The sequence below is a fragment of the Desulfobacula sp. genome (assembly GCF_014237455.1).
Classification (GTDB): Bacteria; Desulfobacterota; Desulfobacteria; order Desulfobacterales; family Desulfobacteraceae; genus Desulfobacula.
In genome coordinates this window covers 145,846-168,393 of the sequence record NZ_JABZFL010000030.1, presented here as the reverse complement: position 1 = coordinate 168,393, position 22,548 = coordinate 145,846, and the positions used below count along the sequence as shown (strand labels likewise).

Sequence of the window (22,548 nt, the reverse complement as noted above, 5' to 3'; positions counted from 1 at the left end):
CTCAAGTAGAGTCAAAATCTTAAACTGATATTCAACCTTATTGGAGATATGGTAGAATGACAAGAATTTTGACAGAATATTCTCACGATTCATGCTGTTATATAAAAAATTAAATTTACAGGACTGACCCTATCCCCCATATGTTGGGGTTGGTAATTTAGCAGACTTCAAGACTTTATTTGAATATTGGCTTTTTATTGTGCCAAGGATAATGTAAGTATCCTTGAGTTTTGATCCTTGGCAGGTTTAGCGACTTTCTTTTTATTTCATTGCAATTTCTATACATTCATGTATACTATCTAATTATATTTAGATAGAATCAAATTTTCCTTCAAGGTTTTCCTCGTTAACCTCGTTGTTTAAAAACATCGTTTGTTGCCGCCGAAGTTTCTGCTGATTCAATAAACAGGAGAAACGATGATGACATTTTATAGTATAACCCCTTATCATGTCTTAACAGATACTAACTCGGGCGGTGATCTGCCGATTGCCTTTGGTGCCCTCAGTATAATCGATTCAATCATTTTCCATAAAACTAAATAAAAGAATAATAAACGGATTCTAATGGATCCGCAGATCTTTCAACCGGGCCAATGACCTGGTAGATCATTACGTAATACATAGGAGTATTAATGAGTTTTAAAAATTTTAAGTTTGACCCTAAGATAGAAGCTGGCATCGCTGCCTGCGGCTATACACTTCCCACCCCGATCCAGAAAGAGGCTATTCCTCCAATACTTGACGGCAGAGATATCCTTGGTCTTGCCCAGACCGGGACTGGAAAGACTGCAGCTTTTGCACTGCCCCTAATTCAGCGGTTGCTGGACGGCCCCCGAAAAAAAGTGCGGGCGTTAATCGTAGCACCCACAAGGGAGTTGGCAGAACAGATCCATGCAGATATCACCAAAATGGCACAAAAAACCGGTTTGCGGAGTATCTCCATTTATGGTGGTGTGGGTAAGCAACCCCAGATCAAAGCAATCCGAAGCGGCGTGGAAATTATTGTTGCCTGCCCGGGTCGATTGCTGGATCTGCTTAATGACCGGGCTTTTTCTTTGAAGGCTGTTGAAGCGCTGGTTCTTGATGAGGCAGACCATATGTTTGACAAAGGATTTCTACCTGATATCCGCAGGATTATCAAACAGCTGCCCTTAAAGCGTCAATCCCTTGTTTTTTCTGCCACCATGCCTAAGGAAATCCGTCACCTGGCGGAAAATATATTGATAAATCCGGCAATAGTACAAATCAATCATACAAAGCCGGTTCGCGCAATTTCTCATGTCCTGTTTCAGGTTGCAAAAGAACAGAAGACCTCTTTGCTTAAGACCATTATTCAAGAAGAAAAAATGAAGAGTACCCTGGTTTTTACCCGAACCAAACACAAGGCAAAAAGCCTGGCTCTGATACTGCAAAAAGCGGGCTATCAAGCTGCTTCAATTCAAGGCAATCTTTCCCAGCCAAAACGCCAGAAGGCACTGAACGGTTTTAAGAATGGTACATTCAAGATCCTGGTAGCCACCGATATTGCCGCACGGGGGATTGATGTGAAAGGGATTTCCCATGTCATCAACTATGATGTCCCGGATACAACCGAAGCATACACCCACCGTACTGGGCGTACCGGACGCGCAGAACGAACCGGTCAGGCATTTATTTTTGCCGGTCAGGAAGACAGCAAAATAATTTCACTCATAGAGCGGAATCTGGGAAAAAAGATGCGTCGCCAGAAAACCCCTGGTTTTGCCTGGGAGCCCAAAGAGACTGTGGTTGAAGAAAAAAGGCAACGCTTTTCACGACCAATGCCGGGAGGAAAAAAACCAGCTTCAAGCGGGCGAGCCAGAAATCAGCGTAGCAGTATTTTTTCCCTGGCTGCCAGCAGAAACAGAGCAACTCGTCAATAAGAAATTTGTCTGGATACCCAGACTTGCCAGTCGATGTATCAAATGATGCTTCGGCAATATAACAAAGTGGTTCCCCCTAAGGAACTGATTACAAAGGAGTAATACAAGATGGCTGAAGGAACAGTAAAATGGTTTAACGATGCAAAAGGTTTTGGTTTTATCGAACAGGATGATGGCGGCAAAGATTTATTTGTTCATCATTCCGCAATTCAGTCCGAGGGATTCAAATCCTTAACGGAAGGTGCACGGGTAACCTTTAATGTTGTTGATGGTCCTAAAGGGCCTGCAGCAGAGAATGTTGTCCAGCAGTAAACTGGCATACGCATTTTGAGGACCCTGCAATCTGCAGGGTCCTTTTTTGCCGCAGTCTTTTTTAGGTAAAACACAAAGTATTAATAAGGATTTGTCCATGTTCAAACCAAACTATTCATTTGAAAAGCGCCAAAAAGAATTGGCAAAGAAAAAGAAAAAAGAAGAAAAAAAGCAACGCAAGTTGGAGAGACAAAAAACGACTGTCGAGGAAAATAAGGACACAGCTCCTTCTGAAGAGTAAATTGTTTTGCTTAAGAGTGTTGATACAAACAGATCTGGGACAGCGAGCTATCGATTTTGATATAATTAATTTTTGAAGAGTCCCTCTTATGTCTATTGGGGTACAAATATCAATTGTTTTAATCTGTTTTATTTAAACTCAAATCCTCTTTTCTCCAGGAACGCTTTCATATGAGGGCGTGCGGGCTTACTCATCATGACTGATATCTGGCTTGTCCATGTATCCTCTCTGGAAGAGGTGGAACGGTTTTGGTAATAGTCACGACAGATTTCATTGTATTTTTTCAAATCCGAATTCTCCTCCTGGTAATCATCTTCCTTCAGAACCATATTGACCGGCAGCCTTGGTTTCTGTTCCTGTTTTTCATCCGGGTATCCAAGACACATGCCGAAAACCGGGTAAACATGATCAGGAATCTTCAGAAGCTGGCAGACTTTTTCGGGATCATTCCGGATGCCGCCAATAAAAACACCACCAAGACCCAGCGATTCCGCTGCAATCATAGCATTTTGAGCTGCAAGTGACACATCCACTGTGGCAATGATAAACTGCTCGGTAAAACCTGATACCATCTCTTTGTTTTCATGCATACAGGCACCCTGAGATCTCTTTAAGTCAGCACAGAACACGAGGAACAGCGGACTTGCTTCTACCCAGGGCTGGGGGCCTGCAAGTTCAGCAATCTGTTTTCGTGTTTCCTTGTTTTTCACACGGATAACCGTATAGGCCTGAATGAAATTTGATGTGGACGCCCAGCCGGCCGCTTCAATAATGGCATGCACCTTTTCATTGCTGACGGATTCCGGTTTAAACTTCCGAATTGAGCGATGATTTTTCAACAGATTAATAACCTGATTCATATTATTTATGCTCCTTTATTGATTTTAGTCCCTCTGATAACTCTCTTTCATTAGTGACGAGTTTATCCTTAAGTTACACGAAAAATACAGAAAAAGGCAGAGATTTTATCCTTCATAATGCACCCGCTTTACTTCTTATCCGTGCCCCGAAAGGTGCTCTGTCTTCTCTAACGAAAACTGCAATAAAGCGGGTTCGGTAACAGATAGCAATGGAATTAAACTTACAATAAGATGCTGGCCGCTATTTTTTTCCTTTGGCTTTTTTGGGCGTACTCTCTTTTGTTCCGACTTTTTGTTCCGGTTTTTTAGCGGCTTTTTTCTTTGGCTTGATCCCTCTTAAAATGGGCATCAGTTTATCCCTTTTTTCTGCCAGTAACAGAGAGATGTCCTCAAGTTGGTTCTCATTAAGCTTAATTTTTGAACTTTCCAGAAATTCAAACAAATTGTCGGCAATATCAAGCATTTTATCATAGGCGTCAGCTTCTTTTTTTGTCGCAAATGTCATCTTTTCCTCTCCATTCCTGACAACGATATACTTTACGATTACAGCCATCTTATCTCCTTAGGTCATACAAGAGTAATTATAAAAAAAAATATTATGCGATCTTAATATAAAAAAGGATACAGGTAAAGGGATTTTCCTTTAAACCTGTATCCTTTAAAGCTCTTCTGACGGGTGTTGACTATACTTCCGGTCTTGGATAAAGTCCGGCTCTTTCTACTATTTCAGGAACTTTTTCTTCCCACTCTATGGCCATGATGTGAAATCCTGAAACGCCTTTTATTTCCTTGAGTTCCTGGATATGCTCCACACAGATATCAATACCCTCCTGGGCCTGCTTGCTTTTGTCAACGCCTGCCAGGCGAGCGATAATCTCCTCGGGTACATCCATACCCGGCACTCTGTTTTTCATGTACTTGGCCATACCCACAGATTTCATAGGGGTCATGCCTGCCATGACAAAGGTCTTTTCGGTCAGTCCTCTGTCAGCTGCTATTCTGATCCATTCTTTAAACTTATCCAGGTTATAAATACACTGGGTCTGGATGAATTCAGCTCCACAGGCAATCTTTTTGGCCAGACGCGGTACCCTTATTTCAAACGGATCGGCAAAGGGGTTGGCTGCAGCCCCCACAAATATTTTTGGCGGGCGTTTAATATCGTCTCCACCGAGAAACTTTCCTTCATCCCGCATATATCGAACCGTCTGAACCAATTGCATGGAATCAAGGTCATGAACGTTCTGGCCTTGTGCACAGTCACCAAAACTCTGGTGATCTCCAGACAGACACAGCATGTTCGGAATATCAAAAGAGGCGGCACCCAGAATATCACTTTGGAGCGCCACCCTGTTTCTGTCCCGTGTTACCATCTGCAGAACCGGCTCAATGCCCATGAGTTTGAGATGCACACATGCTGCAAGAGAAGACATTCTTGTCATGGCAGTCTGATTGTCCGTAACATTGATAGCATCCACATAATCTCTTATCAACGCACCCTTTTCCTTGACCTCATCCGCATCACTTCCCCTTGGAGGCCCGCATTCGGAAGTGACACCAATGTGTCCCGCTTTTAATACTTTTTCCAGATTGCTTGCCGTATTTAGATTGCTCATATCTTTACATCCTCCCTGGTGACTGTTCTTGGACCGCCCGCCCTGTCTGTTGACCAATCCTTAATCGGTGCGATTTTCTCATAGTCATCCATTTTATCCAATGCTTTTAACCGGTCTAAAATAAGCTGCCAGGCACAGTCAACATCTTTGCTGATTTCACATTTACCATTTGTTGAGCCGCCGCAGGGACCATTGAGCACTCTTTTGGCACACCTTGAAACCGGACAGATCCCTCCGGTCCTAGCCAGCACACATGAGCCGCAGGCCTGACATCTTTCCGTCCAGAGTCCTCTGTCTTCATTGGCACCCAGACAGACCGTATTCACCCCGGGAATTAAGGGGGTCGTCAGATACTTCTCCGCGGCAAACTGCACACCCACGCCGCAGGCAAGAGAAACAATGGCATCATAATCATCAATACTGCTTCGAAGTTCTTCCAGGTATTCATGATCACACTGACGCTCCAGGGTTCTTTCATCAATCACTTTTTCATCATTCTTATTGATAAAATACATTCTTAATGCCGACGCCAAAATTTCCACTTCTTTTTTACCGCCTGCTTCACAAACCGTTACACACTCGTTACACCCGAGTATCAGGATTCTGCTGAAATCTTTTACTTCATCAATGATCTCTTCAATGGGTTTTTTCTCTGCTATTATCATAAGCCAACCTCATATTAAGCTGTTAATTATATTTTATCTCTTAAGCTGCATCTTTTTTGTTCTGTTTTGCCAACCGGATAGGAGAGGGACCAAGTTCCTTTATCTTGGTATCCATTTCAATGGAATACTGGGCAAACAAAGGACCATCGCCGGCTGAAAGATTGAACATTTTAACCCGCTCTCCTCCCACGCCGATCTTATCAAGAATAATAGCTGCCTGCTCAACTCGCTTTCTGGCTCTGAAATTCCCCTCATTATAGTGGCAATCCCCTTCCATGCAACCGACCACATATACGCCGTCAGCCCCTTTCTCAAAGGCTCTTAAAATATGAATAACATCAACCCTTCCAGTACAGGGGACACGAACAATCCTAAAATTTGTCGGGATCTTCATTCTCATGGAACCTGCCAGGTCCGCAGCTGAATATCCTCAGTAATTACAGCAGAATGCCAAAATCACAGGTTGAAAATCATTTTTCATATTACCCCCTCCAGCAAAGTGTCCACCTTGCTGAGCAATTGTTCATCTTCATACCAGTTAAATTTTATTGTTTTAGCAGGGCATTCGGATGCGCACACACCACATCCCTGGCAAAGGGCCGGATCAATATAACTGACACCCATTTCATTAATGACCGGCACATTATATGGACAGGACCTGACGCAAACAAGACAGGATGCACAATTTTCCTGTATTACTTCGGCTGTCACTGCAGACAGGGTCAGGTATTCCTGGGAAAGGAACGTGGTGGCCCTTGATGCGGCTGCCAGTGCCTGGGCAATGGTTTCAGAAATCAATTTTGGTCCGTGGGCCGTACCGCAAATGAAAACACCTTCAGTGAGCGCTTCAACCGGTTTAAGTTTCACATGGGCTTCCATAAAAAAACCTTCAGGATTCCTATTGGCCTTAATAATGCTTGACAGTTCTTCCGTATCAGCCGCTTTGACACCTGCGCTTAATACAACAAGATCCGCACTGGCTTCTATTTTCTGTCCCAGAACATGATCAGTGAAAGTAACCGTCATTTTGCCGTTTTCGCCATTGGCCACCTCAGGCTGATTTTCAGGATCAAACCGTGAAAAAATCACACCGAGATTCCTTGCCTTTGTGTAATATTCTTCAAGCATGGAATACATTCTCATATCCCTGTAGAGAATGAAAACATCCGTATCAGCATCCTGTTCTTTCAGGGCAATGGCATTCTTGACGGCACTCTGGCAGCAGATCCGTGAACAATTCGGATTCTCTTCGTTTCTTGATCCCACGCATTGAATCATGATGACACGGTCAAGCGCCTCAGCCTTATTCTCCTCAATCATATCGGTAAGTTCAATCTGGGTGACAACCGCTTCACTTTCATTATAAAGGAATTCTTTGGGCTGGTATTCTGTTGCACCGGTTGCCACAATCATGACACCATGGTCAATTTTTCTTTCTTCCATTGACGGGCCCACAAGGACGGTGGTTTTGAAATTGCCTTTGTAGCCTTCGAATCCAACAATCAACGTCTGTTTAAGTACATCTATCTTGTCATGATTCTCAACCGCTGAAACAAGGTCTTTCACATAGGCCCTGATATCGTCGCCTTCAATGGTATGATGCAGCTTGTTTCCAAGGCCGCCAAGGCTGTTTTCCTTTTCAACCAGAGTAACTTCATAGCCTTGATCAGCCAATACTTTGGCAGCATTCATACCTGCAATACCGCCGCCAATAACAAGGGCCTTGTCAATCACTGTGATCTGTTTATCATGAAGCGGTCTCAGGGTTGCAACCCTTGCCACTGCCATTCGAACCAGATCCTTGGCTTTTTCAGTTGCTTTTTGGGGTTCGTGAAAATGCATCCATGAGCCCTGGTTTCTGATATTTGCCATTTCAAAAAGATATTTATTTAAACCTGCCTCCTCTAAGGTATCCATAAAAATGCCTTCATGGGTTTTAGGGGTACAGGATGCCACAACAACACGGTTTAGCTGATGCTCATCAATGAGTTCTTTTATGCTGACCTGGGTATCCTGAGAACAGGTAAAAAGGTTTTCACCGGTATAGACGACATTGGGAAGGGTTTTGGCATAATTTTCAACATCCTCAACATCGATCACCCCGGCAATATTAATACCGCACTTGCAGACAAACACCCCGATCCTCGGTTCTTCACCCAGGACATCTCTTTCTTCCGGCATACTAAGTATTTTTGTACGGGTATAACGAACCGGGGCAAGCTTCATTCCGGCTGCTGCAGCAGAACCGCTTGCTTCCGCCACAGAAGAAGCAATATCCTTTGGACCCTGAAAAGAGCCCGATACATATACTCCGGGACGGGAGGTGCTTAAGGGGTTGAATGTGGGAGTTTTAACAAAATTATACTTATCCAGATCAACATCAATCCTTTCGGCAAGCTCAATACTTTCTTGCGGGATCTCAAGACCCACGGAAAGAATGACAATGTCAAAAATTTCCTTGTGCATCTTACCTTCTTCATCGGCATAATTAAGAATAAGATTATCTGTTCCGGGTTCTTCAACCACAGAATGGATTCTTGATTTTACAAACCTTACACCGTCCTGTTCTGCAGCCCTGTTATAATACTTTTCATAATCCTTGCCAAAGGTCCGCATATCCATATTAAATATGGCCGCATCCAGTTCCTTTTCGGAATGCTCTTTTGCAATCATGGCGTCCTTAATGGCATACATGCAGCAGACTGATGAACAATAACCATTGCCGCATTTATTGGTATCCCGTGAACCAATACACTGGAGAAAAGCAATCTTTTCAGGTTCTTTTTCATCGGAAGGTCTGACAAGATGCCCCAAGGTAGGACCACCGGCACTTAAAATTCTTTCAAACTCAAGAGATGTCATAACATTTTGCGATCTCTTGTACATATAAATATCATCTAGCCCTGAAGGATCATAGGCTTTGGCACCACTTGCCAGTATGACGGATCCCACATTCAGATCTCTTATTTTGGGCTGTTCCTCATGGTTGATCGCTTCTGCCAGACAGACGTCCACGCATTGGTAGCATTCCGAACAGATCCCGCAGGAAAGACAACGGGCCGCTTCTCTTTCAATGGCCTCTCTGGCAAGATCCAGGGTCACTTCCTTGAAATTACCTTCTCTTTCAGCCACACTTATTTTGGAAGGTTTTGCCCGTTCAATTCGGGGCACATCAAAAATATCGGGTTTTTCAAAGTCCCAGGACTTTTCCCGGCCTTCATTCAAATCTTCGCCATTGATGAACCGGTGCATACTTTCTGCTGCGGTCTTCCCACTGGCAATGGCATCCACAACCGATTTGGGTCCGTAAAACGCATCACCCCCTGCGAACACCCAGTCGATGGGGGTCTGCAAAGTAACAGAATCCGCCTCAAGTCCGCCGGGCGGGGTTAACGCAATGCCTTCCTTGTCCGCAAACTCAAGCTCTCCCATCTGACCGATGGCCACAATGACAATGTCTGTTTCATAGGAGGTTAATTTGCAGTCATCATACTGGGGATTAAATCTGCCATTTTCATCAAATACAGATGTACATTCCTGAAATTCAATTTCATCAACCTTTCCGTCTATACCAATAAATCTTAAGGGTCCAAGACTGTTGACAATTTTAACCTTTTCTTCAAGGGCTTCTTCAATCTCATAATCCCAGGCAGGCATTTCATCACGTTTTTCAAGACAGACCATGGTCACATCATCGGCTCCCAGCCTCCTGGCTGTGAGGGCAACGTCAACCGCCACATTACCACCGCCGATTACCATGACCCTGCCGCTAATCTTTTCAGCTTTGCCAAGGGCTGCATCTCTCAGGAGATCAACCCCTTTGATCACCCCGTCCAGATCTTCTCCCTTGACGCCCAATCCGCGGGAGCCATGAAGACCGGTTGCCATAAACAATGCGCTGTAACCATTTTCTTTAAGGCTTTGAAGGGTAACATCCTTGCCAAATTCAACCGAGGTTTGAATCTCAACACCCAGGTTTTCAATCACTTCAATTTCCTTTGCAAGCTCGGCTTTGGGCAGCCTGTACTCCGGAATACCCACTGTCATCATGCCGCCTTTAACGGGCAGTTTTTCAAATATGGTAACTCCATATCCCTTTTGAGCCATATAATAGGCTGTGGTCAGTCCTGCAGGACCCGACCCTACAATGGCCACTTTTTCATCGCGCTTTTCTGCAACTTCAGGAATAAAAATTTCATCACCATCAAGATCCAGTTGTGCCAGATACCTGTGAAGGTATTGGATGGCAACAGGTTCATCAACGTCCCCTCTGGTGCATTCTAATTCACAAGGATGGTGACAGACACGGCCGCAGGATCCGGGAAAGGGATGTTCTTGCTTAAACAATTTCAAGGCTTCGGCATGCTTTCCCTGGTTCATCAGGGCAATAAATCCCTGGATGCTCACATGGGCCGGACAAGTAGCCTTACACGGAGCCGTGGATCGTTTGGAAATTCCATACGCTCCCGGTATGGCCTGTTCATATTGCTTAAAAATAGCCTTTCGAGGGGCTAATCCCTGGTTATGTTCGCTGGGTACTTCCACAGGACAAACCTTGGTACATTCTCCACAGGAGGTACACTTTAATAAATCAACAAACCTTGGATTTTCTTTCACCCTGGCGGTAAAATTTCCTTCTTCGCCCTCAAGTTCAAGAAGTTGTGTGTTTGTCAATAACTCAATGTTCAGATGCCGGCCGACCTCGACCAGTTTGGGTGAGATCACTCACATGGTACAGTCATTGGTCGGGAACGTCTTATCCAGCTGTGCCATCATGCCGCCGATGGCATAAGATTTTTCAACCAGATATACATAGTAACCTGAATTGGCCAAATCAATAGCAGACTGCATCCCCGCGATTCCGCCGCCAAGAACCATGACAGAACCTGCAAGATCTTCCTTTGGTGTTGAATTTTGGGTCATTATTTTAACCTCCTAACTCCTAACCGTTTTTTATAATAGCTTCACCGCTTAAAGCTATGAACCCTGCCCCTTCCGAATTATTCCCAATAGTGCAAACAATGATCCGGGCAAAAAAACCTGATAATCAATTTTTTTTTAATTTAGCAGGTCTTCATATGGTTTCCCGCTTTGAATAAGAGGGTTATAAATCAATGGTTTGCAAGACGATATAAAAAAACCGGTTCTTTGATCACCCTGAAAAACATCTGTCTGATGCTTATCAGGGCCTGAAACCGGCATTCTGCAATAAGCTCTATCTGACCAATAGATTGTTTCGGTCAGTCTATTTATATCAGTGCAATTGGGTTGCACAATAATGCAAAAACCTTCACCTCTCAAGGAAAGCGGACTGGTTAATAAAACAAATCTATAACTTTTGTTATTTTCCAGCTTTTAAGTAAAAAAAAGGCTATTCTTTGTCAAGCACTATTTCCGATATCCAATCAATGGGTTGTCTCCAATTCTTCATTACTTGCATTCCAGGGAGCAATTTTAAACAAAAGCAGCAGTCCCGGAACTGCAATAATTGCACACAAAAAATAAAACACATCCCATCCCAGATATTTTGCCATAAATCCTGTAGCAGAAGCTGCAACAACACCCGGGACAGCCATCAAACTTGTCAGTAATGCATATTGGGTCGCTGTAAACCGCTTATTGGTCTGTATCGCCATATAGGTGGCATAAGCAGCCTGCCCAAGACCTGTGGAAAAAAATTCAAACCCTATAATACACCCCAGAATAACTTGTCTGTACTCCACCCAGATCAGGGAAGTATGATCAACCATAACCATAATGGCAAACAATGCTGTGGAGATAGCCTGAAGTATCCCAAACACCCATAAGGATTTGGCAATACCAAGACGGATCATGATAGATCCTCCCAAAATCACCCCGCCAAAAAGCCCGAACATTCCGATCCCTTTGACAATGATAAAGTATTCTGTTTTGGAAAACCCCATTTTGAGTATAAACGGAATTGTCATGGCACCGGCCATATTATCCCCGATTTTGTACAGCAGGATAAATAAAAGAACAAGAACAGCACCGTGGCGTTTAAAAAATTCAACAAAGGGCTCAATAACCGCTTCTTTCACTGAAACCGGTGGTGCTGCATCGACTTTTGGCTCAGGAACAAAAAGAGTGGTTAAAATTCCAATTCCCATCATCAATGCCAGGATAATATGAATGCTGGCCCAACTGATATTTAATTCTGTAAGAAGTGCGATTCCGATAGAGACATACATGCCAAGCCGCCATGCATTCATCCAGACGCCGGTGCCAAACCCCAGTTCATCGCTTGTTAAATATTCACGCCGGAATGCATCCAGGGCAATATCCTGGCTTGCCCCGAAAAAATTGATGCACAATGCCATGAAAACTATCCAGAACAACGACTTTGAAGGGTCGAATTGTCCTATCAGTGCGATACTCACCATAAGCCCTATCTGAGCGATAAGTATCCACCCCCGCCGCCGCCCTAAAAACCTTGGCACATATCCGTCCATCAAAGGAGACCAGACAAATTTCAAGGTATACGGCAGACCCAGAGCAGAAAAAAGACCGATAGTCGCAAGATCCACACCAGACTCTGTCATCCATAATTTTAATACGTCTTTGATAATATAAAACGGAAACCCGGAAGAGAATCCAAAAAAAAACATGGCCATCATTTTCCAGGACAGCATGGTCCGGGTAATTTGTAAAAGAGAACGTTTTGACATTTGTTCCATGGGGTATAACTTAAACTTTATATTTTTTATTTTTAAAGATGAATTGCCATATTGCAGGAAGCGGCGAAACAATCAAGAACCGAGTTCTTCTTTTTCAGATCCGCCTGGCACTCATTAATAATTTTATCCATCTGGTCATCGGTTCGATATTGGTTCAGGTGAAACAACCCAAGCTTTTTCACATTGGCTCTTACTGCAAGATTCAGGACATCCTGAATCGAAGAATGCCCCCACCCCTTCTTTCGTTTATATTCCTCTTCAGTGTATTCTCCATCATGGAACAAGAGATCCGCGTTTCGTGAAAAATTCAGATACGCATCAAACCCCATGCCTTCAGAATGATCAAACCCCAGCTCATTATCCGTTAAAAACACAAACGATTTGTCGTCTTCAATAAATTTATACCCCAGCCCATCACCGGAATGGCTAAGCGGAATGGTTTCTATCCTGATAGAACCGACAGAAAAAGTATTATTCAATGCTTTTTCAAATTTGATATCTGCTTTCAAATCCTTTAAACCGATGGGGAAAAAAGGCGGCTTCATCACTTCATTTAAAACATCCCTGGTACAGATGCCTGAAAATTTGCGATCCTGGATCATTATTTTAACTTTATTGAAAAAAAGCGGCTTAAAAAAAACAAATCCCAGAATATGGTCCCAGTGAACGTGGGTAAATAGAAGATAATACCGGGGGATGTTGCTTTCAATAAAGGAATTGCCGATGTGACGGATACCTGTTCCTGCATCGACAATAATCGTTTCTCCCGATTTCGCAGTAACCTCGATGCAGGTGGTATCACCTCCGTACTTGAGATATTGCTTTCCTGATACAGATATAGATCCTCTTGAGCCCCAGCATTTAATATCCATCGTTCTCCTGTATCACAACATAAATTCTTCGTCCACCTAATAATCAATTTTTTAAGCTGATCTGACTCAGGCAACGCAATTATCTCAAAATTCATACTTTTTATGAGCTCATTTAATCCAAGAATTTGTTAAGTATTTATAAAAATAGTTAAACGTAATCAAACTTTTTCACGTCCACAGGTTGACAATTCTGTTTATTTTGCTTAGGAAAATACTGTTGGAGTTCAATATATTAGAAACAATTATATAAAAGGAGATAAATTATATGGCACAACTTATCGCTGACAGACGAGATGTCGATTTTGTCTTGCATGAACAGATCGGAATGGTTGAACATGAGTTATTTGAAGAATTTAATAAAAAAACAATAGACCTGATAGTTTCTGAAGCTAGAAACCTGGCTATAAAAGAAATCCTTCCCACATTTAAAGATGGGGATGAAATCGGATGCAAACTTGAAAATGGAAAGGTTACGGTTCCAGAATCCTTTAAACGGGCCTGGGACATCTATTGTGAAGGTGAATGGCTAGCTATGTGTGATGATCCTGAGGTTGGTGGTCAGGGAATGCCAAAACTTATCGGGTGTGCTGCCCTTGAATACATGGTGGGAGCCAACTCAGCATTTATGCTCTACTACGGCATGACACACGGTGCGGCCAAGCTGGTGGAAGCCTTTGGTAATGAAGAACAAAAAAAACTTTATATAAAAAAAATGTTTGCGGGCAAATGGGGCGGAACCATGCTTTTAACTGAGCCGGAAGCCGGGTCTGATGTGGGGGCGCTTACGACATCGGCAACAAAAAATGAGGACGGCACCTATTCCATTCAGGGATCAAAAATTTTTATCTCTGCCGGAGAACATGATCTGTGCGATAATATCATCCACCCGGTATTGGCAAGAATTGAAGGAGCTCCTTCCGGCACCAGAGGAATTTCGCTGTTCCTGGTTCCAAAGTATCATGTGAATGAGGACGGCAGCCTAGGGGATTTCAACAATGTCGTGTGTACGGGACTTGAGCATAAAATGGGAATCCATGGTAATTCTACAGCTTCTCTTTCCCTTGGAGAAAAAGGGGACTGTATCGGTACACTTTTAGGGGTAGAAAACAAAGGCATGCCCGAAATGTTCCAGATGATGAATGAAGCCCGTGCCTTTGTCGGCATGCAGGGATTTTCAGTGGCATCTGCTTCTTATATGTATGCCCTTGATTATGCCAGAAACAGGGTTCAGGGAAGGCATCTTCTCGCTGGGAAAGACCCGGCGGCAAAAGATGTTGCCATCATCCAGCATCCAGATGTAAAGCGTCAGCTTTTGAACATGAAAGTCTTTACTGAAGGCATGCGATCGTTGATCTATTATTATGGTAAATGCTCTGATATTGTCCACGTAACAGAGGATGAAAAACTTAAAGCCGATACCAGTGCATTGATTGAAGTTTTAACGCCTATTGTTAAGGGATATATCACAGATAAGGCCCTGGAAATCTGTTCCCATGGCGTACAGGTCTACGGCGGCTACGGCTATGTCAGTGAATTTCCTGTTGAACAATTGATGAGGGATTCAAGAATTTTCATGATTTATGAAGGCACCAACGGTATCCAGGCAATGGATCTTATCGGCAGAAAACTTTCCATGAATAAAGGCGAAAGCTTTCAATACTTTATTGACCTGATGAAAAAGACTGTTGAAGAGGCCAAAGGGATTGAAGGAATTGAGGGACTGGTTGAAAAGGTTGACCATGCCGTATCAAGGCTTGAAGCCCTTGCCCGGGAAATCGGTCAGAGAGCCAGATCTGAGAAAGCTCTGAATGCCTATGCCTTTGCCCACCCCTTCCTTGAAGTAACCGGGGATGTCACCTTTGCATGGATGCATCTGTGGAGAGCATCTATTGCCGCGCCCAAGCTGGCTAAAAAAGTGGGCAGTCTCAAAAAGGGAGCCGTTGCTGCAAAGGCTGAGAAAAATAAGGATGCTGCCTTTTATGCAGGCCAGATTGAATCAGCTAAATTTTTTATTAATACCCTTCTTCCATCAGCTTATGGTAAGATGGATGCTATCCTGGAAGGAGACACCAGTGTAGAAGATATTCTCACCGTCTCTTTTGGATCAAAATAAACTATTTCTTGGAGGGTGAAATGAATATGTTTGAGTATCTTAAAAAAAGCATGTTAACAGGCGTTGGGCTGGCATTGAGATCTAAAAGCGAAATCGAAGACCTGGCAAAAGAATTTGCTAAAAATTCTAAAATGAACCAGGACGAGGCCAAAGATTTTCTAAAAGACTGCCAGCAAAAGTATGAAGATGCAAGGATCGGGTTTGATAAGAAAATTGAAAAAACCATTGAAAAAATACTCTTAAAGCTGGAACTTCCATCAAAATCCGATATTAAAGCACTCAATGACAGGATTGATAATCTTACAGAAAAATTGTCTCAGCATAAATGATCAGTGACCTTTTATGCTGAGTATTAAAAATATTGGCAGAGTGAGTAAACGATACCGCCATCTTCGGCGGTATCAGCAAATCATCGGCATCATTTTAAAGTATGGGTTTAAAAACATCATTGATGCCATGAATATTGACCGTTACATTGAATCCGGTCTCGGGCTCATTCCTTTTGTCAATCCGCATGAAAAAGTTGAAAAACTCTCCAAAAACCAGCGGATCAGAATGGCGTTTGAAGAACTTGGCCCGACGTTTATCAAAATGGGCCAGGTTCTTTCTTCCCGTCCCGACCTCATTCCGGTTGACCTTTTAAATGAACTTTCAAAACTGCAGGATCATGTTCCTGCCTTTGAATTTGAACATGTAAAAACCATTATTGCGTCTGAATTTGGCAAGCCCCATGACAAAATTTTTGACTCAATAGAAGAAACACCTTTTGCCAGTGCTTCCATTGGACAGGTTCACAGAGCACAGATTAACCACAATGATGAAATTGCTGTAAAAATCCAGCGGCCCGGCATCCGGAAAACCATTGAAACAGATCTTGAAATTGTGCTTCATCTGGCTTCCATCATGGAAAATAATATTGAAGAAGTTGCTGCTTTTAAACCGGTCAAAATTGTGGAAGAATTTGCCAAAACCATTGAAAAAGAACTGGACTACTCCATTGAAGCATCCAATATGGAACAAATGGCCGATCAGTTCAAAAATGACAAAACCATCTATATCCCCAAAGTATATTTTGCCGAATCAAGTGAACGGGTTCTGGCCATGGAGTATATTAAGGGAATAAAAGCTGATGATGTGGAGGCCATTGAACTGGCCGGACTTGACAAAAAGCTGCTCACCCGGCGGGGTGCTGACTTCATAATGAAGCAGGTGTTTGAATATGGGTTTTTCCATGCAGATCCCCATCCCGGCAATATCTTTTTCATGGAAAAGAACCGCATCTGCCCTGTGGATTTTGGAATGACCGGATTTGTAGATCAAACCACCCGGGAGATATTTGTAGATCTGATCCACAGTATTGCCACAAATAACTTTAAACTCACTGCAAGGCTCTTGTGTGAACTGGCTGAATACGAAATCCAGCCGGATCTCACACATCTTGAAAAGGATGTGTCTTTATTTGTATCCATGCACCTTTCAAAAGCATTAAAAGATATTAAAACCGCAAAAATGCTGCCCCTGTTTCTTGAACTGAGTGCCATCCATAACCTCAGGATTCCCCCGGATTTTTTCCTGATGATAAAAGCGGTTATCTCCATAGAAGGGACTGCCAGAAAACTTGATCCTGAATTTGATATGCTTTCCCATGCCATCCCTTATATAACTGCTGCAAAATACAGAAAGTTCAAACCTTCAAGGATCGCTAAAGAATTTATGGGAATTGCAAGGGAATCCTATAAATTACTTCAGCTCTTCCCGACAGATGCCGTTGAGATCATGCGTCTTGCAAAATCCGGAAAACTCTCCTTCAATATGAAAATCGAAGGCCTTGATAAACTGCTGAATACTCAGGATCAGACCAGCAACAGGATTTCTTTTTCAATCATTATAGCCGCATTGATATTGGGATCGGCAGTACTCATTAATTCCAAAGCACCGCCTATGCTTTTCGGGGTGTCCGTGATCGGGATCGCAGGGTTTACTGCTGCTGCCGTTATGGGAATCTGGCTGCTGGTTGCCATCATTAAAAAAGGACGACTGTGATAATAAAATGGTCGTAGAACAAAAAAAACATTAGAAAGGGGGATTCAATGAAAATTACTGATCCGGATGTTATCAAAAATGGTGAAAAGAATCTGATCGAAGCCGTAAAAGATGACATAGACCTAGCTGCGGTCAAGGAGATTCTTAAAAAAAAGATGGCAGCGACAGCCCTTTCATACAAAAGAGGCGAAATAGTTGTTTATAATAATAAAATTGCCTTTAGACTGGATTTTGAGACTCATTTAAGCGGTAGCTTCATGTTTGACAGGCAAGGCAATTATATTCCCGAATCAGATCAAACAGGAGATCAGAAAAGTGAAAACAATGAAATTGAAATGGATGATCTTATCCGGGACGATATAGTGGATGATGATATCAATGATATCCTCAAAGAAAGCCGTGAATTCTGGGAACTAAAAAAAGAGTCGTAGATTATTTCACAGACTTTATCCCTTTCCTTTTGTCAGACAGAGTTTAAATAACGGGCAATCTTCACAAAGCGGTTTTCTGGCATCACAGATGTCTCTTCCAAAATAAATCAATTGCAAAGACAAATCACTCCAGGATGGTTTGGGTATGATCTGCCTTAATTCATACTCAACTTTTACGGGGTCACGATTTTCCGTCAGGCCAAGCCTTCGAGAAATTCTTAACACATGGGTATCCACAACAATTGTCTGGTGACCAAAGGCCGCCGACAACACCACATTGGCCGTTTTTCTACCCACTCCCGGCAACTTGATAAGTTTGCTGATATCTTCCGGTACTTTTGCCTGATACTCATTAAGAATTGCAAGAGCACAGGCTTTAATATTTTTAGCTTTATTATTATAAAAGCCCGTAGAATAGATGATTCGTTTGATGTCATTTAAAGGGGCATGGCTCAAATCTTCCGGACCGGGATATTTTTCAAACAGGTTTTTTGATACTTTATTCACCTGGTTATCTGTGCATTGGGCAGACATAATGGTGGCAATGAGCAGTTGAAAAGGTGTTTGATGTTCAAGCTGGGTCTTGACAACAGGGTACCTGTCTCTTAATGTTTCAAGAATTGTTTTTATGTTTGATGCGTTTAATGTCATAGAGCAGGTATATATGAAGATTGTCGAAACCTCAAGCCAGACTAAAAATCAAAGAAAAGGCCATGTTAAGGGTCTAGGCCTTTGTTCCGGAGGATTGGACAGTATCCTGTCCGCCCTGCTGCTTCAACACCAGGGAGTTGAGGTGACCTGGATTTGTTTTGAAACCCCTTTTTTTTCATCTGAATCCGCCCAAAAAGCATCAATTCAAACCAATATCCCGCTGATCACACTTGATATCACAGATGACTATATGGAAATGATGAAAAATCCCAGGGCCGGGTTTGGGAAAAACATGAATCCCTGTATGGACTGTCATGCATTGATGTTTTCCAAGGCGGGTGAAATTCTTAAAAACAAAGGTTTTCATTTTCTGTTCAGTGGAGAAGTCTTAGGCCAAAGGCCCAAATCCCAGAATAAAAATTCATTGCGGTATGTGGAAAAAAATTCAGGATTTGACGGGCAGATTTTAAGACCTTTGTGTGCAAAACTATTGCCCGAAACCCTTGTCGAACAAAAAGGCCTGGTTGACAGAAAAAAACTTTTGGATATTTCAGGCAGATCAAGAAAAATTCAACTGCAGATGGCAAAGGATTTTGGAATTAAAGAATACCCATCTCCTGCCGGTGGTTGTCTTTTAACGGATAAAATTTTTTCTAATAGGCTCAGGGACTTGATGACTGTTCAAAAAGTGTTTGATAAAAGAGAGCTGTACTTCTTAAAACATGGAAGGCACTTCAGGCTGGATTTAAAAACAAAAGTGATTGCAGGGCGGTCTAAAGATGACAACAAACATCTGCTCAAATATTTTAATACAGACAAAGATGTTTTATTGAAACATGCCAAAATACCCGGCCCTGATGTGATCCTTACAGGAAATGCTACCTCAAAAAACATTCAAACGGCAGCTATGATCTGTGCCGGATATACCAAATCAAACCCGGGAGAAACTACAGACATAAGGGTCATAAAAAAAAATGAGGACATTATCTGCGTCGATACAGTCAAGGCGGTGGAGTTTAAACATCTAATGATATAAAAACCCCCTTTAAGCTTGGCTTAAAGGGGGTTAAGCATCTTTAAATGGCTGATAATTAATTTAATAATAAATCATCTTTTCCCAAAATTCTTTTTCATCCTTGTCCCAGTCCGGCCCGAATTTTTCATCGCAAAATGATGCGAGCCTTGTGTACCAGCTTGTCCAGGTATTTTTTCCTTCCTTTTTAGCCGTCAGTACATCAATAAGAAAAGTTTCAATATTGATCATTTCTTCTTTGGGTATATATGAGCAGGCACCCCCAAGATAGGATTTTTTAATATTATCCGGGCTGAGTGCATGCGCTGTAAGCATCACTGTTATAACATCTTTCTTAGTGGCGGTTTCCAATAGCTGATAGCCGTCAACACCCATGATATCAAGAATTGCCATATCAAATTTCTGGGTCTTCAGAAAATGATTTGCTTCTTCAAAGTTTTGTGCCCTGACTAGTGTACACATGTCGAGCAATTCTTCCAAAGAATCAAGGACATCCGGCTCATCATCAACAATCAGAATCTTTTTGTTTTCCAGGCTGACATTTGACATATTTTCTTCCGATCAATTAAAGGTTTTGATAAGGGTCATGGCAATTAGTGCAGTGCGCCATAAGCTTATTATAAATCATATCCACAAAGATTCAATACAATTTTGCTTTTAGCTGTCCGCAGGCCGCTAAAATATCATCGCCTTTGCTCTTTCTTGTCATCGCTGTAATATTCCGGTCAAGTAAAATCTGTAGAAACTCGCTGATTTCTTTTTTAGATGGGCGTTTGAATCCACTTTTGTCATATCCATTGAAGGGGATCAGATTTATTTTTGCTTTAATCGGAGCTAAAAGTTTCACGAGCCTTAAGGCATCCTCTTTTGCATCATTCACCCCTTTCATTAAAATATACTCAAATGTAATTTTATTTCTTGGTTTCATGGTAAAGGTCCGACAGGCCTCTAATAATTCGTTTAAAGGATATTTTTTATTGATGGGCATTAAACGTGACCGCATCTTGTCAGTGGTTGCATTTAAAGAGACCGCGAGATTCACGCAGGTATCAAGACCTAATTGTGTTATTTTCGGGACCAGGCCGCACGTAGAGACCGTTACCCGTCTGGATGAAAATTTAAGTCCGTAATCACTGTCTGTGATAATCTCTAATGCCTTTACCAGGTTTTTATAATTGGCAAGAGGCTCCCCCATTCCCATGAAAACAATGTTGGAGAGCTTCAAGGGGTCAACGTTTTTCTGAAGCAGGTAGTATCTTGCATCCCTGACCTGGGCAATCATTTCCGAGACATTTAAGTTCCGGACAAACCCTCCTTTTGCTGTCAAACAAAATTGACAATTCTGAACACATCCAACCTGTGAAGACACACAAAGAGTAAAATGATCCTTTTCAGGGATCAGGACCGATTCAATATGCTGTCCATCTGAAAGTTTATGCAAAAACTTTTCCGTTGTATCAGCAGAAATTTGTTTGTCCTCAATAAAAAGGCGTCGGAGATAAAAAGAATCCGCCAGTGTCTTGCGAAAGTCCTTGGAAAGATCGGTCATCTGTTCAAACGTATCGACCTGCCGGATGTAGAGCCACTTGAATATCTGTCCTGCTCTAAACGACCGGATGCCTTTACCCTCAAGCCAGATCGCCAGATCATGTCTTGTAAAATTCAGTATGTTTTCCATATATTTTTATCTGCTTAAAGTTATTATTTTCTTGACATATCACGGAATCTATACTAATTTCAATGATTTGATTTGATATTTTGGGGTTAGGCTCTTTATGTTCGAAAATTTGAGTAACAGGCTTGATTCGGTCTTTAAAAAACTAAAAGGTCATGGCACCCTTAATGAAAAGAACATCGAAGAGGGTCTTAAGCAGGTGCGGATGGCACTGCTTGAGGCTGATGTTAATTATAAGGTTGCAAAATCTGTTATTTCAGACATAAAAGCCCGAGCCCTGGGCCAGGAAGTAATGCAAAGCCTTACCCCGGGTCAACAGGTTATAAAAATTGTAAACGATGAATTTACCAGAATGATGGGCTCCCGCCATCAGGGCTTAAATTTTGATGGAAAGCCTCTGGGTTCTGTTATGCTTATCGGGCTGCAGGGTTCTGGTAAGACCACAACGGCAGGGAAACTTGGACTCTATCTTCGAAAAAAGGGTAGAAAACCGTTTCTGGTACCGGTGGATGTTTACAGACCTGCGGCAATCGATCAGTTGAAAAAGATTGGAAATCAACTGGATATTCCGGTATTTCAATCCACAACTGACATGAAGCCTTTAAAAATTTGTCAGGATGCACAATTGGCAGCCAGAGAACAGGGATGCGACACTCTGTTACTGGATACCGCAGGAAGGTTGCACCTTGATGAAGAATTAATGGCTGAACTTAAACGCATTAAAAAAGGAATCAACCCATCGGAAATCCTTCTGGTGGCTGATGCCATGACCGGTCAGGACGCGGTGAACATTGCCGGATCATTTGACAATGCCCTTGATCTTACCGGTGTTGTTCTGAGCAAAATGGATGGTGATGCTCGCGGTGGTGCAGCGCTTTCCATAAAAGCTGTGACGGGTAAGCCGCTAAAATTCATCGGTGTGGGTGAAAAGTCAACGGCGCTGGAAGCATTTCATCCAGACAGGATGGCCTCCAGAATCCTGGGAATGGGAGATGCTCTTTCATTTATTGAAAAGGCGCAGGAAACAGTTGATCAAAAAGAGGCCAAAGCGCTTGAAAAAAAACTAAGGAAGAATGCCTTTACTCTGGAAGATTTCAGGAACCAGATGAAGTCCGTCCGGAAAATGGGGTCAATGAAAGATCTCATAGGAATGCTGCCAGGGGTGAATAAAAAGCAGCTTAAAGGCTTAAATATAGATGACAGGGAATTTACCAGAATTGAAGCAATTATTACTTCCATGACACCTGAAGAACGGCGTGTATACACCATCATTAAAGGGTCAAGAAAGAAAAGAATCGCCAAAGGAAGCGGAACTACGGTTCAGGACGTCAACAAGCTTTTAAAAAGCTATTCCCAGTCCATGAAAATGATAAAAAAATTTAATAAAGGCGGCATGCGTTCATTAAAAAACATGCTGCCGTTTTAAGGAGAAAGAAAAGA

Annotated in this window: 21 protein-coding genes; 10 read left to right on the top strand and 11 right to left on the bottom strand. The window is 42.4% G+C overall.

From position 1 onward, the window contains the following. Window positions 1-417 precede the first annotated feature (417 nt). The 4 genes from HGJ91_RS05165 (at window position 418) to HGJ91_RS05150 (ending at window position 2,454) form a co-directional block, all read left to right on the top strand. Window positions 418-543, top strand: a complete 126-nt coding sequence (locus tag HGJ91_RS05165; RefSeq protein WP_291346635.1) for a hypothetical protein — start codon at window positions 418-420, stop codon at window positions 541-543. Between the two features lie 89 nt (window positions 544-632). Then, on the top strand, window positions 633-1,901 hold the full coding sequence (locus tag HGJ91_RS05160; RefSeq protein ID WP_291346634.1) for a DEAD/DEAH box helicase: 1,269 nt from the start codon (window positions 633-635) through the stop codon (window positions 1,899-1,901). Between the two features lie 108 nt (window positions 1,902-2,009). Further along, window positions 2,010-2,213 carry a cold-shock protein gene (locus HGJ91_RS05155; RefSeq protein WP_291346633.1) on the top strand — a complete coding sequence of 68 codons (204 nt, stop codon included), beginning with the start codon at window positions 2,010-2,012 and terminating at the stop codon, window positions 2,211-2,213. 46 nt (window positions 2,214-2,259) lie between these two features. Next, on the top strand, window positions 2,260-2,454 hold the full coding sequence (locus HGJ91_RS05150) for a hypothetical protein (protein ID WP_291346632.1): 195 nt from the start codon (window positions 2,260-2,262) through the stop codon (window positions 2,452-2,454). A gap of 128 nt (window positions 2,455-2,582) precedes the next feature. Here the strand turns inward: HGJ91_RS05150 and nfsA are convergent, their stop codons facing one another. The 8 genes from nfsA to HGJ91_RS05110 all read right to left on the bottom strand — a co-directional run bounded on the left by nfsA (window position 2,583) and on the right by HGJ91_RS05110 (window position 13,162). After that, window positions 2,583-3,314: an oxygen-insensitive NADPH nitroreductase gene (nfsA, locus tag HGJ91_RS05145; RefSeq protein ID WP_291346631.1), complete on the bottom strand. Its 732-nt coding sequence runs from the start codon at window positions 3,312-3,314 to the stop codon at window positions 2,583-2,585. Window positions 3,315-3,555: 241 nt separating this feature from the next. Continuing rightward, complete coding sequence (locus tag HGJ91_RS05140; RefSeq protein WP_291346630.1) at window positions 3,556-3,867, bottom strand: YebG family protein; 312 nt, start codon at window positions 3,865-3,867, stop codon at window positions 3,556-3,558. Window positions 3,868-3,997: 130 nt separating this feature from the next. Then, complete coding sequence (locus tag HGJ91_RS05135; protein ID WP_291346629.1) at window positions 3,998-4,930, bottom strand: methylenetetrahydrofolate reductase; 933 nt, start codon at window positions 4,928-4,930, stop codon at window positions 3,998-4,000. Beyond that, window positions 4,927-5,595: a methylenetetrahydrofolate reductase C-terminal domain-containing protein gene (locus HGJ91_RS05130; RefSeq protein WP_291346628.1), complete on the bottom strand. Its 669-nt coding sequence runs from the start codon at window positions 5,593-5,595 to the stop codon at window positions 4,927-4,929. Before HGJ91_RS05130 ends, HGJ91_RS05135 begins: the two co-directional genes overlap by 4 nt. Window positions 5,596-5,635: 40 nt before the next feature. Beyond that, a complete protein-coding gene (locus tag HGJ91_RS05125) occupies window positions 5,636-6,076 on the bottom strand; it encodes a hydrogenase iron-sulfur subunit (protein ID WP_291346627.1) in 441 nt (146 codons plus the stop codon). After that, entirely contained in the window at window positions 6,073-10,518 is a 4,446-nt protein-coding gene (locus HGJ91_RS05120) for an FAD-dependent oxidoreductase (protein ID WP_291346626.1), read from the bottom strand. Before HGJ91_RS05120 ends, HGJ91_RS05125 begins: the two co-directional genes overlap by 4 nt. 482 nt (window positions 10,519-11,000) lie before the next feature. Next, window positions 11,001-12,290 carry an MFS transporter gene (locus tag HGJ91_RS05115; RefSeq protein WP_291346625.1) on the bottom strand — a complete coding sequence of 430 codons (1,290 nt, stop codon included), beginning with the start codon at window positions 12,288-12,290 and terminating at the stop codon, window positions 11,001-11,003. 32 nt (window positions 12,291-12,322) lie between these two features. After that, complete coding sequence (locus tag HGJ91_RS05110) at window positions 12,323-13,162, bottom strand: MBL fold metallo-hydrolase (protein WP_291346624.1); 840 nt, start codon at window positions 13,160-13,162, stop codon at window positions 12,323-12,325. A 265-nt stretch (window positions 13,163-13,427) separates the two neighbouring features. Between HGJ91_RS05110 and HGJ91_RS05105 the strand changes: the two genes are divergently transcribed. Genes HGJ91_RS05105 through HGJ91_RS05090 form a run of 4 tightly spaced genes read left to right on the top strand, consistent with a single transcriptional unit; the run spans window position 13,428 to window position 17,749 of the window. Further along, the gene (locus tag HGJ91_RS05105; RefSeq protein ID WP_291346623.1) at window positions 13,428-15,275 is read left to right on the top strand and encodes an acyl-CoA dehydrogenase; all 1,848 of its coding nucleotides are present in this window, start codon (window positions 13,428-13,430) and stop codon (window positions 15,273-15,275) included. Between the two features lie 20 nt (window positions 15,276-15,295). Next, window positions 15,296-15,604 carry a phasin family protein gene (locus HGJ91_RS05100; RefSeq protein WP_291346622.1) on the top strand — a complete coding sequence of 103 codons (309 nt, stop codon included), beginning with the start codon at window positions 15,296-15,298 and terminating at the stop codon, window positions 15,602-15,604. 13 nt (window positions 15,605-15,617) lie between these two features. Further along, window positions 15,618-17,318, top strand: a complete 1,701-nt coding sequence (locus tag HGJ91_RS05095; RefSeq protein ID WP_291346621.1) for an AarF/UbiB family protein — start codon at window positions 15,618-15,620, stop codon at window positions 17,316-17,318. Between the two features lie 47 nt (window positions 17,319-17,365). Then, on the top strand, window positions 17,366-17,749 hold the full coding sequence (locus HGJ91_RS05090) for a hypothetical protein (protein WP_291346620.1): 384 nt from the start codon (window positions 17,366-17,368) through the stop codon (window positions 17,747-17,749). 15 nt (window positions 17,750-17,764) lie between these two features. Here HGJ91_RS05090 and nth read toward each other — a convergent pair whose 3' ends face one another. Next, window positions 17,765-18,400, bottom strand: a complete 636-nt coding sequence (nth, locus tag HGJ91_RS05085; protein ID WP_291346619.1) for an endonuclease III — start codon at window positions 18,398-18,400, stop codon at window positions 17,765-17,767. A gap of 13 nt (window positions 18,401-18,413) precedes the next feature. On the opposite strand from nth, the gene HGJ91_RS05080 reads away from it, so the two are divergent. Continuing rightward, window positions 18,414-19,436 carry a tRNA 4-thiouridine(8) synthase ThiI gene (locus HGJ91_RS05080; protein WP_291346618.1) on the top strand — a complete coding sequence of 341 codons (1,023 nt, stop codon included), beginning with the start codon at window positions 18,414-18,416 and terminating at the stop codon, window positions 19,434-19,436. Window positions 19,437-19,496: 60 nt separating this feature from the next. Here the strand turns inward: HGJ91_RS05080 and HGJ91_RS05075 are convergent, their stop codons facing one another. Continuing rightward, a complete protein-coding gene (locus HGJ91_RS05075; RefSeq protein WP_291346617.1) occupies window positions 19,497-19,982 on the bottom strand; it encodes a response regulator in 486 nt (161 codons plus the stop codon). 91 nt (window positions 19,983-20,073) lie between these two features. After that, window positions 20,074-21,111 carry a 23S rRNA (adenine(2503)-C(2))-methyltransferase RlmN gene (gene rlmN, locus HGJ91_RS05070; RefSeq protein ID WP_291346616.1) on the bottom strand — a complete coding sequence of 346 codons (1,038 nt, stop codon included), beginning with the start codon at window positions 21,109-21,111 and terminating at the stop codon, window positions 20,074-20,076. A 97-nt stretch (window positions 21,112-21,208) separates the two neighbouring features. Between rlmN and ffh the strand changes: the two genes are divergently transcribed. Further along, window positions 21,209-22,534 carry a signal recognition particle protein gene (gene ffh / locus HGJ91_RS05065; RefSeq protein ID WP_291346615.1) on the top strand — a complete coding sequence of 442 codons (1,326 nt, stop codon included), beginning with the start codon at window positions 21,209-21,211 and terminating at the stop codon, window positions 22,532-22,534. Window positions 22,535-22,548 lie beyond the last annotated feature (14 nt).